Genomic DNA, 12,223 nt, shown 5'->3' on the forward strand with positions numbered 1-12,223 from the left:
GGGGACAGGGCCGTTCGGCCCACGCCGGGGGCTGACGGGTCCTGGTGCCGATTGGGTCGCTCGGGAGGACAGTGGGAGGACGGGGGTGCGGCGGGAGAGGGCGATCACCATGACCGACGACGGATCCCCGACGGGCGGACCACGCCTTCGACCGGGCCTGCTGACCTTCCTGGGCGGGGTCGGCACGGTCACCGGCAGCAAGTTCATGATCGAGACCGACCACGCGCGGGTGCTGATCGACTGCGGGCTCTTCCAGGGCGTGGCGGAGCTGCGGCGGCGCAACTGGCGCCCGCTGCCGCTGGATCCGGCCGACGTGCACGCCGTGGTCCTCACCCATGCGCACCTCGATCACTGCGGGTACCTGCCACGGCTGGTCAGGGAGGGTTTCCGGGGGCCGGTGGTCTGCACGCCCGACACGGCCCGGCTGGCCGAGCTGGTGCTGCGCGACAGCGCCCACCTGCTCGGGGAGCAGGCCGAGCACGCCAACCGCCACGGCTGGTCCAAGCACCGCCCGGCCCAGCCGCTCTACGACGAGGCGGACGTGGACCGGGCGCTGGCGCAGTTCGAACCCGTCCCGCTCGGCACGGACGCCGGGATCACCACGGGGACCGTGCTGCGCCTTCACCACGCCGGCCACATCCTCGGCTCGGCCTGGGCACACCTGACCCTGGAGGACGGGCACACCCTGGCCTCCAGCGGCGACCTCGGCCGGCCGGTCCACCCGCTGCTGCGCCCACCCGAGCCGTTCACCGGTGGCGACGCGCTGCTGCTGGAGTCGACCTACGGCAACCGGCACCACGACCAGCCGGGCTCCCGGCGGCGGTTCGCGGACACGCTGTCGCGCACGCTGGCCCGCGGCGGAACGGTGCTGATCCCGTCCTTCGCGGTCGACCGCACCGAGGTGGTGCTGCACGAGCTGGCGGAGCTGCGGCGGGCCGGCCGGCTGCCCGCCGCGGTGCCGGTGTACGTGGACAGCCCGATGGCGTTGGCCGCCCTGGAGATCCACCGGGACGCGTTCGCCCGTCAGGACCCGCAACTGCGCCCCGGGTTGACCGGGGGCGGAGGTCCGGCGCTGGATCCGGCACCGTTCACCGCGGCGCGGACCGTGGAGGAGTCGGCCGCGATCCAGCGGTCCGGCATGCCGTCGGTCATCGTGTCGGCCTCGGGGATGGCCACCGGAGGACGGGTGGTGCACCACCTGCGCCGGGTGCTGCCCGATCCGCGCAACACCGTGCTGGTGGTGGGGTTCGCCGCGCAGGGCACCCGGGCGCGCGACCTGGTGGACGGCGCGCGCACGCTGAAGATGTTCGGCGGCTACGTACCGGTCCGGGCCGAGGTGGTGAGCGTGCCCGGGTTCTCCGCGCACGCCGATGCCGGCGAGATCCTGGACTGGCTGGCCGGCGCCAAACCGCCGGGGGCCACCTACCTGGTGCACGGGGAGCCGGAGGGCTCGCAGGCGCTGCGCGACCGGATCGACCGTGAACTCGGCTGGACGGCCGTCGTGCCGCGCTCGGGCGAGCGGGTCCTGGTCCAGTGAGCACGTCGAGCCGATCGGGCGCGTCGGGCCCCGACCCCTGGGTGCTGCGCTACGAGGGCTTCGCCCCGGCCGAGGAGGGCCTGCGCGAGGCGCTCTGCGCGGTCGGCAACGGCTACCTGGTCACCCGCGGTGCCGCGCCGGAGTCCCGGGCCGACGGAGTGCACTACCCCGGTACCTACCTGGCCGGCTGCTACCACCGCGCCGTCTCGGCGGTGCGGGGCCAGGCCGTGGAGAACGAGGACCTGGTCAACTGCCCCAACTGGCTGCCGCTGACCTTCCGGGCGGCTGGGGCGTACCAATGGTTCGGCGAACTACTGGACCAGCAAACCGAGTTGGACCTGAGGATCGGAGTGCTGACCCGGCGGGCGACGGTGGTCGACCGGGACGGCCGGCGGACCGGACTGCTCCAGCGGCGGATCGCGAGCCTGGCGCGCCCCCATCTCGTCGCCCTGGAGACGGTGTTGGTGCCGGAGAACTGGTCGGGACGGTTGTGCATCAGCTCCGCGATCGACGGCCGGGTGACCAATGCCGGGGTCCCCCGCTACCGTTCGCTGACGAGCCGGCATCTGGTCCCCGTCGGGCAGGGGCCGGCGGAACCGGACCTGGTCTGGCTGCGGGTCGCCGCCGTCGACGCGCCGTTGCACGTCGCGTTGGCCGCCCGGACCCGGGTCCAGCCCGACCCGGTGGCCCGGGAGGACGACGTCCGGGACGGCTGGGCCGGGCAGGTGATCACCGTGCCGGTGGCCGTCGGGGAAAGGGTAGTGGTGGAGAAGGTGGTGGCCGTCCACACCTCCCGGGATCCCGCGGTGGCGGACCCGCTCCGATCCGCCCGCCAACTCGCTGTGCGGGCAGGTGACTTCGAATCGCTGCTGCGCGACCATGGGCTGCGCTGGGCGGAGTTGTGGCGGCGCTGCCGGATGGAGGCGGATTTCGCCGAGACCGGCGCGTTGCACCTGTACCTGTTCCATCTGCTCCAGACCTACTCCGAGCACTCGGTCGACCTCGATGTCGGGATCCCGGCCCGCGGGCTGCACGGTGAGGGGTACCGCGGGCACGTCTTCTGGGACGAGCTGTTCGTGCTCCAGGTCCTCAACACGCGCCTCCCGGAACTGAGTCGGGCGGTGCTGCGCTACCGGTTCCGACGGTTGGAGGCCGCCCGCCAGGCCGCTTCGGACGCGGGCCGGCGCGGGGCGATGTACCCGTGGCAGAGCGCGGTGGACGGTACCGAGGAGTCGCAGCGACTGCACCTGAACCCGGTGTCGGGCAGGTGGCTGCCGGACCACAGCCATCTCCAGCGCCATGTGGGATCCGCCGTCGCCTACAACGTCTGGCAGTTCTACCAGGCCACCGGCGACCTGGACTTCCTGGCGTCGACCGGCGCCGAGATGCTGCTGGAGATCGCCCGCTTCTGGGCCGATCTGGCTTGCTACGACCAGGATTTGGAGCGCTACCGGATCCGTGGTGTGCTCGGCCCCGACGAGTACCACGACGCCTACCCGTGGGCGGACGGGCCCGGCCTGGACGACAACGCCTACACCAACGTGCTGGCCTCCTGGGTGCTGGCCCGGGCCCTGGAGACCCTCCGGATCCTGCCCGGCTACCGTCGGGACGAGCTGCTGGAACGCCTCGACCTGCGCCCCGACGAGCTGGAGCGCTGGCAGGCCGTCGGGCGCCGGCTGCACGTGCCGTTCCACGGCGGGGTGATCAGCCAGTTCGACGGCTACCAGCGGCTGGCCGAACTCGACTGGGAACGCTACCGGAAGCGCTACTGCGACATCCGCCGGCTGGACCGGATCCTGGAGGCCGAGGGCGACAGCGTCAACCGCTACAAGGCCTCCAAACAGGCCGACGTCCTGATGCTCTACTACCTCTTCCCGGCCCGCGAGGTGCACACCCTGCTGCGCCGGCTCGGCTACCCGGCGCGCCACGAGCTCCAGCGCGCCACCACCGACTACTACCTGCGCCGCACCTGCCACGGCTCGACCCTCAGCTCGGTGGTACACGCCTGGGTGCTGGCCCGGTCCGACCGCCGGGCCTCCTGGCGGTTCTTCCGCGACGCGCTGGCCAGCGACGTTCACGACGTCCAGGGCGGCACCACCGCCGAAGGCATCCACCTGGGTGCCATGGCCGGCACCGTCGACCTCGTGCAGCGCTGCTACACCGGCCTGGAGACCCGACAGGACGCGCTCTGGCTCGACCCGCGGCTGCCCGCACCGCTGCGCCACCTGGAGGTCGACCTGGCCTACCGCGGCCGGCGCGGCCTGCTGCTCACCGTCGACCGCAAAGAGGCGACCGTCCGGCTCGCCGAGGGCGCGTCCGGCCAGGTCCGGATCGGCTTCCGGGGCGCGCTGTTCACCCTGCGGCCGGGGGAGAGCCGTTCGCTGACACTGTGACGGGCGCCGGCACGGCCGGGCGGCGCAGCCGGCGCAGGTACGGGTCGAACGGGCCGCGCGGCTCCAGGCGGATCCGGGCGTCGGTGCAGAGCACGCCGTCGGGCCGGGCGATCAGCGGGTTGAGCTCGGCCTCGGTGAGCTGGGCGACGTCCACGGCCAGCCGTGACAGGGCGGCGAGGGCGAGCTCCAGGGCGGTGAGGTCGACCGCCGCGGTGCCGTGGTAGCCGAACAGCAGCGGACCGGCGCGCAGTCCGGTGATCATGGCACGGATGTCGGGTTCGGTGAGCGGGGCCAGCCGCGCCACCTGGTCGTCCAGGACATCGGTGGCGGCGCCGCCCATCCCGAAGGTCACCAGCGGGCCGAACACCGCGTCCTGGGTCACTCCGAGGAAGAGTTCGGTGCCGGGCGCCGGGGCGGGCTGGACGATCACACCCGCCATCCGGCCGTCGAAGCGCCGGGCGAGGTCCCGGAAGGCCTCGCGCACCGCGTTCTCACCGGCCAGTCCGATCCGTTCGGCCCCCAGGTCGGCCCGGTGTGCCAGCCCCGGCCAGTGGGCCTTCAACGTGACTCTTCCTTCGTGGCCCAGCGTGCTGAGGGCGCCGGCGGCGTGCGCCGCCGTCCGCTCGTCCCCGGCCCAGGACGAGGTGGTCAGCGGGAGTCCGTAGCACTCCAGGAGCGCGGTGACGCCGTCCGGGTCGAGCCAGCCGCCGCTCGGATGGTCGCTCAGGAAGTCGGCCACCACGGCCTGGGCCCGGAGCGGTTCGCAGCCGGGCACCGGGATCTCCACGCCGCGCGGCTCGGCGAGCCAGCGCGCCCGCTCGTGGGCGTGGGCCAGGGCCCGGGCGGCGGTCTGCGGGTCGGCGTACGAGGGGATCCGGCCGCCGCCGTCGGCGTCCAGGTACCGGACCGGGACGTCCTGGCCGAGTTGGACGACCGCGACCGGGATCCGCCGGCGGCCCGGACCGGTGGTGAGCGCGCGCACCGGTTCCCGTTCGGGCGTGGTGGCGAGTGCGAGCGGGGCGAGGCAGACCAGCACGGACTCCACCGACCGGCTCCGTTCCAGCAGGGCGAGACAGGCCCGCAGCTCGTCCGGACCGACCGCGGCGGTGGTGTCGACCGGATTGGTCGCCGCCGCCCCGCGCGGCAGCACCGCCAGCAGCTCGGCCACCAGCGGAGCGGGGAGCTCGGGGAGGGCGAGCCCGGAGTCGGCACAGGCGTCGGCGGCGAGCACGCCCACCCCGGCGGCGTTGGAGACGACGGCCGTGGCGTTCCGCACGCCCGGCAGCGGCTGGGCGTGCAGCAGGGCGGCGGCCTCGACCAGCTCGCCGATGCTGCGGGTCGCGGTGATTCCGGCCTGGGCGAACAGGGCCCGCCGGGTGACGGGTGGAGTCTGCGCGGCCCCGGTGTGCGCGGCCGCGCCCCGGCGGCCGGCCGGCGAGCGGCCGGCGTCCACGGTCAGCACCGGCAGCTGCCGGGAGACCCGGCGGGCGGTGCGCGAGAAGGCCCGCGGGTTGCCGAAGGACTCCAGGTGCAGCAGCGCCAGGTCGGTCCGTCCGTCGCTCTCCCACCACTGCAGCAGGTCGTTGCCGCTGACGTCGTACTTGTCGCCGAGGGAGACGAAGGAGGAGACGCCGATGCCGAGCCGGGACAGCCGGTCGAGCAGGGCGATCCCGACACCGCCGGATTGGACCGCGACCCCGGCGGTGCCGGGCAGCGCGGTGGCCGCGCCGAACTCGGCGTCGAGCCGGACGACCGGGTCGGTCTGGACCAGGCCCAGCGAGTTCGGGCCCAGCAGGCGCATGCTGTGCCGCCGGCAGCTGTCCAGCAACCGGCGGGCCTGCTCACCGTCCAGCCCGGCGGTCAGTACCAGCAGGGCCCGCACGCCCGCCCGGCCGCACTCCTCGGCCACCTCCGGCACCGCGGCCGCGGGCACCGCCAGCACGGCCAGCTCGGGCGGCCCGGGCAGGGCGGTCACCGACGGGTGGGCGGGGACGCCGGCCACCTCGGCGGCGTGCGGGTTGACCGCCCACACCTCGCCGGTGAAGCCGCCCTCTCGGATCCTGCACAGCACGGCCCGGCCGACCGACCCGGGCCGCCGGGAGGCGCCCACCACCGCCACCGACACCGGCCTGAGCAGGTGTGTCAGGCTGGCCACGTCCGCACCGCGGCCGCGCCGCTCCACCGCCGCGAGGTACTGCTCGTCCTCCTCGTCCAGCTCCACGCGCACCCGCACCTCTCCCTGCTCCAGCTGACGCCGGGTGCGCAGGCCGAGATCGGTGAAGACCCGCTGGATCGACCGGTTGTCGGCCAGCGTGTCGGCCTCCAGGAGCCGGACGCCGGTGGCGCGGACGGCGTGCACCAGGTGCTCGATCAGCAGTGTGGCCACCCCGCGGTGCTGCCAGTCGTCCGCGACGGCGACCGCGAGTTCGGCGGTGTCCGGGCGGTCCGGGATCGTCTCGCACTCCACCACGCCCACCAGCCGGTCGCCCACGAAGGCGCCCAGGGCGAGGAACCCGGGACGGGGCGGCGCGCTGAGCCGGTCGGCGGCCTGCTCGGGAGCCCGGCGGCTGACACCGAAGAACCGCAGCCGCCGGCTCTCCTCGGACATCCGCACCGCGTGCAGATCGAGCACTGCCTCCCGGTCGGGCGGGCCGAGCACCCGGATGGCAGCGGTCGTGCCGTCGGCGAGGAGGACCTCGGCCGCGGCCGGCGGGGGCTGGACGGTCGGCATGACGTCTCCCGCGGTTCAGGGCCGCCGTGCGGGCACGGCGGAACCGGTCACTGCTCCCACCGTCGGTGCGCCGGCCGTCGGGGGACAGGGCCGGTCGGCCCCCGCCGCGGGGCGATCCGGTCCCGTGCGGGGCCCGGACGTCCCGTGTCGGCGGGCTCGAGGGGGAGGGATGCTGGCAGGAGACGGCAACCGGATGACGGTCCGGGGGGATCCGGTGGGACGGGCGGGGCGGGGGTCCAAGGAGGAGCCATGACCCAGAACGATCGGTCCCGTCACGGAGCCGTCGATGAGCGTGCCATGGGCCGTGAGCTGGCCGAACTGGCGAAGTCGGCGGTCGAGCTCATGAACCGGCACGGCATGACCCGGGCCGCCGCGATCGAAGCCGCCCGGCGGGCTCTGCCGTTCGGCGCCCAGCACGACGCGCACGCGATCGACAGCTGGGTGGACGCCGAGCTCCCCCCGGTGGGCGGGCCCGCGATGCCCGCCTACCGCCCGGCGGACCGGCGCCCTGACCAGGAGGACGGTGGTTCACCGGTGGCTGACCCGGGCGACCTCGGGAGGCGGCTGGCCGCGTTGCGGGAGCGGCTGGGCCTGAGCCGGGCGGAAGTCGCCGGGCGGGCCGGCATGGCCCCGGCGTACCTGGAGTACCTGGAGACCCGGCCGGCCGTCGTCGATGCCGGGGCCCTGCTCCGGTTGGCGGGTGCGCTGGAGGGCGGTGTGGCGGAGCTGCTGGGTGACGGCGTCGCGGACGCTCCGGGGCGGGCGCTGGCCGCCGTGCGTCCGTCGCTGCACGAGCTGGATCCGGCCGAGTGCTGGGAGCGGCTGTCCGACCACGGCGTGGGCCGGGTGGCGTACGGCACGCCGCGGGGCCCGGTCGTGCTGCCCGTCAACTACCGCGTCGCGCACCGGATGCTGTACTACCGGACGGCCGAGGGCAGCGCACCCTCCCGGGCCGCGGACCGCCGGGTGGCCTTCGAGGTGGACCACCTGGACGAGGCGCTCCGGGCAGGCTGGAGCGTGCTGATGGTCGGTACGACCGAGCGGCTCCCGTCCTCCGAGGAACGGGAAGCGGCGGACGGCGCCGGGCCGACGCCGTGGGCCGGCGGCCGGCGCGACGTCTGGATCCGACTGGATCCCGAACGGGTCAGCGGACGCGTGATCAGAACCTGACGGGTCGGCAGTACACCCGGTGGGCCGTTGAGGGGAGGAGACCGTGATGAAAGCGAGTGTGGGCGACCGGCTCATCGTGGAAGGCGCCACCACCGGTGACACGCGGCGCGACGGGGAGATCGTGGGCCTGCACCACGCGGACGGCAGCCCGCCCTACGACGTGCGCTGGTCGGACAGTGGACGGATCACCTTGGTCTTTCCCGGGCCGGACGCCCACGTCCACCACCACGCCGTGGCCGAGCGCTCGGCCCCCGGCCGTTCTCACGGTGGGGGCCCGGACACGGCCGGGAGCGACGGGGTCGGGTCATGACCTCCGACGGTCTTCCCCCGGTCGTGGTCGGCGTCGATCCCGAGAACCCGCGCCGGATGGTGCTCGCCTGGGCCGCCGATGAGGCGGACCGCCGCGACCTGCCGCTGCGTCTGGTCCTGGCGTCCCGGTTGATGCCCCGGGCCGCCGTCTGGCTGCTGGCCGCCGCCGACATGATCGAGCAGGAGCGGCTCGACCACCTGGCGGGGGAGCGTGTGCTCGCCGAGGCGGCGCAGTTCGTCGCCGAGCGTCGCCCTGGTGTGCCGGTGGAGGTCCGGCAGTTGGACGGGGATCCGATCGAGGTGCTGCGGGACCAGGCGGAGGACGCGGCCCAGGTCGTGCTGGGGTCGCGTCGGCTCACCCCGGTCCGGGAACTCTTCTCCGCCGGATCGGCGGCCGTCGCGCTGATCGCTCACGCCAGGTGTCCGGTGGTCGTGGTGCGTGATCCGGAGCACGCCACCCAGAACCCGCCGTACCTGGTCGTCGGGGTGGACGGCAGTCCGGGCGCGCGGTTCGCCGTGGACCACGCGTTCGACGTGGCGGCGCGGCGCGGGGCCGGGTTGCGGGCGGTCCTCGCCTGGCAGCCGGAGCGGCGGGCGACGGCGGAGCAGCGGCACGCCGCCGAGCAGGAGTACCGGCGGATGCTCGCGGAGGCGACGGCCGGGCGGTTGGAGGCCTATCCCGAGGTGGAGTTGACGCACGAGGTGGTGCTCGGCCACCCGGTGGCCGTGCTGTCCGAGGCGTCCGCCCACGCGCTGGCGCTGGTGGTCGGCACCCGCGGCCGTGGCGGGTTCGCCGGGATGCTGCTGGGCTCGGTCAGCCAGGGCGTCCTGCACCACGCTCACTGCCCCGTGATGGTCGTACCGGCGCCGTCCCCCCTGTGAGCGGTGATCAGCCGCGAAGGCGCTGACGTGCCACGGCTCCGCCCGCCGCGCTGGGCGAGTCCCCGATGCGCCACCGTCACCACGGGCCTGGTGGACACCAGCAGCACATCTTCGCCGCAGCGCCGGGGGCCGGTGTCCTCAAGGTGGCGCTGGTCCGGGCGCCGGCCTGATCAGTAGGCCGTTCCGGGGCAGGTGGCCGTAACGTCGTCGATCTGCCAGCGCAGGGAGTCGATGACCTCGACCACCCCCTCCACCGCCCGGACCCGCTCGCGCAGGCGCTCGGCCTGGCTGCGCCGGGAGGTGCGGGCACCGAGGGTGACCTGTCCGTGGTCGCAGCACACCGCGAACGTCGTTGCCAGCACGCCGGCCTCGGGAGCCAGGGCGATCGCCCTGATCTCGGCGGTGATCGCCGCGTCGCTGCGGCGCAGGACGTCCAGCAGGTCGCACAGGCAGACGATGCCGGCCAGCCGCCGCTGGTCGTCGACCACCGGCAGGTGGTGCACGTGGTGGCGGATCGCCAGCAGGGCGGCTTCGGCGACCGTGGTCCGGGTGGTGATGGTCAGTGCCGGGGCGGTCATCAGTTCACCGGCCGCGACCGCCGCCGCCTTGCGCCGCACGTCGCGTACGGTCTGCGACTCCCAGGGCGCCGGCTGCGGGGCGAGTGCCCGCACCGCGAGCTTGGCGAGCAGGTCGGAGGCGCAGACCATGCCCGTGACCCGCTGCTCCTCGTCCAGGACGGGCAGCATGTCGTGATGGTGCTGCCGCAGCGCGTCGACGACCACGGCGAACCCGGCCCGCGGGTCGACGGCGACGACCTGGCGGTTCATCACCGCCACGACGCGGGTCCGGTGCGGGAGATCCTCGCGTTCCGGCGTGCTCGCGGCCGGCGGGGTGGAGCCGATCGCTCCGGGCAGGGATCCGGTCATTGTCATCGCCCTCTCACGTGATCTCCTGAGCACCACCCTGCCTCTCCGGTGGGCGACCGACCAGGGCCGATCGGGCCCACTGGGCCCGGAACCGGGGGCCGGTCGGCCCGTTCGCGTCCGCGCCGTCACGCGCACGATGGAGCCACGAGGGCACTCGGCGCCTTCCGGAGAGCTTGGAGAGTGTCATGATCACCTCGGCACTGGACGCCGCGGCCTTGGAGGAGCTGGTCTCCGCCGCGGTCGCCGCGCCGTCCATGCACAACACCCAGCCCTGGCGCTACCGGTTCCGTCCCGAGACCACCACGCTGGAGGTCCGCGCGGTCCCGCAGCCGGATCTCGCGGTCACCGACCCGGACCAGCGGGGTCTCTATCTGTCGGTCGGCGCCGCTCTGTTCAACCTGCGGCTGGCCGTGTGGCGGCTGGGCCGGGAGCCGGTGGTGCACCTGCTGCCCCAGCCGCCGGAACCCGACCTCCTCGCGTCGGTCCGGTTGACGGGACCTCTGCACGTCGCCCCGGCGGCCTCGGAGCTGTACGAGGCGATCTGGCGCCGGCACAGCAGCCGGCTGCCGTTCCGCGATCAGCCGATCCCGGCGCCGGTGCTGGACGAGCTGACCGAGGCCGCCAAGGCCGAGGGTGCTCTGCTGGAGCTGCCGGGGGAGACCGAGATCCACCGCCTGCTGGAGCTCACCGCGGAGGCCGAGCAGCGCGGCATCACCGAGACTCGGCGCCGGTACGAGAGCCGCCAGGCGATCCAGCACCCGGGATCCGGCCCGCGCGGGATCCCGGATGCGGCGCTCGGCCCGCAGGACGCCGAGGGCCACTTCCCGGCCCGCGACTTCGCCGCCCTGCGCCCCACCGAACACCGGCCGCCCGTCCCCTTCGAGCCACATCCCCGGATCGCCGTCCTCCTCACCCGCAACGACGTGCCCGCCGACTGGCTGCGCGCCGGCCAGGCGCTGGAGCGCGTCCTGCTGATGGCCACCGCGCGCGGCCTGCGCACCTCGCTGCTGCACCAGGCGCTGGAGTGGACCGACCTGCGCTGGGCGATGCGCGATCCGCGCCGCGGTCCGGGAACCGTCCAGATGCTCATCCGGCTCGGCTACGGCCCGGAGGGTGCGCCCACGCCGCGCGCGGCCGCCACCGACGTTCTCGACACCGACGACACCGACGACACCGACGACACCGACCCGGACGACCCGGACACGCCCGCCCGGTAGCCTGGTCGCTGGATGGAGGAAGCGCGACATGCCCGCCGGATCCGACCATCGTGAACCGACTGCTGGACGGATGGCCCTGGCGGCCCGGCTGCGTCGCGCCATCGGCCGGGAGGACAACCCGTTGTGCCGCCCCGGTGACCGCTCCCGCAGCCGCCTCGCCCTCGTCTTGGTGCTGAGCCTGACAGCGTCGGCGGCCCTTGCGCTGCTGGCCGGGTGGACCGTGCTGCAGCACCAGCAGACCGTCGCGGACCGCTTGGCCCAGCACCGCCACCGGATCACCGCCACCACGTCGACCGCGGCCACCGACCCCATGACGCCCGACGTCAGCAGCCAGGCCGAGGTGAGCTGGAACTACCCGCCGACCGGACACCACACCGGGTGGACCGACGTCCCCAGCGGAACCGTCGCCGGCGCGACCGTCCTGATCCAGGTGGACGACAAGGGTCGGCTCGCCGCAGAACCGCAGCCGGAGGCCTCGATGCTCGCTGACGCCGCTTTCACCGCGCTCGGTAGCCTGGCGGTGATGGTCGCTGGTTCACTCACCCTCTGTGCAATCCGCCGCCGGTCGCTCGATCGCCAGGCCGCCACCGCCTGGGAGATGGACTGGGAGCAGGTCGAGCCCATCTGGTCCGGGCGGACCCAGCAAGGCCCGGACGGGCGATGAACACCGAACCCCGGAACGTGCTGATCGCCGGCCGTCCGCAGTCAGGGCCTGCCGACGATTTCCTCGGCCCGCTGGTGACGACGGGCTCACACCACACCGAAGGCCATGACCGCGGTGGAACACACGGGAAGAAGGGCTCAACCCGCTTCTCGCGGATCTCGATCGTGTGGTGCGCGGCGCTCCGGTCCGCTACTCCGCATCCTTCGCCTGAACCCTTCTCAATTTCCTTGTCCCACCAGGACCAGCCATCCGGAAGCCCGTGTCAGACATCCCATGACGTAGCGGTGTCAAGCTGCGGCTGGGAGGGTTGCGTGGTGTGACCAGGCGGTGGCCTCGTCGTAGAGGGTGCGGGTCTTGAGGCATCCGTGGAGGATGCCGACGAGGCGGTTGCCGA

Annotated in this window: 9 protein-coding genes; 7 read left to right on the forward strand and 2 right to left on the reverse strand. The window is 74.1% G+C overall.

What is annotated here, in order from left to right:
- The first annotated feature begins 109 nt into the window (after positions 1-109).
- Entirely contained in the window at positions 110-1,537 is a 1,428-nt protein-coding gene (locus ACZ38L_RS21400; protein ID WP_465695809.1) for an MBL fold metallo-hydrolase RNA specificity domain-containing protein, read from the forward strand.
- On the forward strand, positions 1,534-3,930 hold the full coding sequence (locus tag ACZ38L_RS21405) for a glycoside hydrolase family 65 protein (protein WP_465695813.1): 2,397 nt from the start codon (positions 1,534-1,536) through the stop codon (positions 3,928-3,930). Before ACZ38L_RS21400 ends, ACZ38L_RS21405 begins: the two co-directional genes overlap by 4 nt.
- Here ACZ38L_RS21405 and ACZ38L_RS21410 read toward each other — a convergent pair.
- Positions 3,890-6,661, reverse strand: coding sequence for a bifunctional acetate--CoA ligase family protein/GNAT family N-acetyltransferase (locus ACZ38L_RS21410; RefSeq protein WP_465695817.1), 2,772 nt, complete (start codon positions 6,659-6,661; stop codon positions 3,890-3,892). The two genes, ACZ38L_RS21405 and ACZ38L_RS21410, sit on opposite strands and share 41 nt — an antisense overlap.
- A 249-nt stretch (positions 6,662-6,910) precedes the next feature.
- On the opposite strand from ACZ38L_RS21410, the gene ACZ38L_RS21415 reads away from it, so the two are divergent.
- The 3 genes from ACZ38L_RS21415 to ACZ38L_RS21425 are packed head-to-tail and all read left to right on the forward strand — an operon-like array spanning position 6,911 to position 9,022.
- Positions 6,911-7,831, forward strand: coding sequence for a helix-turn-helix domain-containing protein (locus ACZ38L_RS21415; RefSeq protein ID WP_465695822.1), 921 nt, complete (start codon positions 6,911-6,913; stop codon positions 7,829-7,831).
- A 46-nt stretch (positions 7,832-7,877) separates the two neighbouring features.
- Positions 7,878-8,141 carry a DUF1918 domain-containing protein gene (locus ACZ38L_RS21420; RefSeq protein WP_465695826.1) on the forward strand — a complete coding sequence of 88 codons (264 nt, stop codon included), beginning with the start codon at positions 7,878-7,880 and terminating at the stop codon, positions 8,139-8,141.
- The gene (locus ACZ38L_RS21425) at positions 8,138-9,022 is read left to right on the forward strand and encodes a universal stress protein (protein ID WP_465695830.1); all 885 of its coding nucleotides are present in this window, start codon (positions 8,138-8,140) and stop codon (positions 9,020-9,022) included. The genes ACZ38L_RS21420 and ACZ38L_RS21425 overlap by 4 nt, the downstream gene beginning before the upstream one ends.
- A 170-nt stretch (positions 9,023-9,192) precedes the next feature.
- Here ACZ38L_RS21425 and ACZ38L_RS21430 read toward each other — a convergent pair whose 3' ends face one another.
- Complete coding sequence (locus tag ACZ38L_RS21430) at positions 9,193-9,948, reverse strand: CBS domain-containing protein (protein WP_465695833.1); 756 nt, start codon at positions 9,946-9,948, stop codon at positions 9,193-9,195.
- A gap of 185 nt (positions 9,949-10,133) precedes the next feature.
- Between ACZ38L_RS21430 and ACZ38L_RS21435 the strand changes: the two genes are divergently transcribed.
- Complete coding sequence (locus ACZ38L_RS21435; protein ID WP_465695837.1) at positions 10,134-11,165, forward strand: Acg family FMN-binding oxidoreductase; 1,032 nt, start codon at positions 10,134-10,136, stop codon at positions 11,163-11,165.
- Between the two features lie 28 nt (positions 11,166-11,193).
- Positions 11,194-11,829, forward strand: coding sequence for an Rv1733c family protein (locus ACZ38L_RS21440; protein WP_465695839.1), 636 nt, complete (start codon positions 11,194-11,196; stop codon positions 11,827-11,829).
- Positions 11,830-12,223 lie beyond the last annotated feature (394 nt).

Source organism: Kitasatospora sp. NPDC024654 (assembly GCF_055559155.1).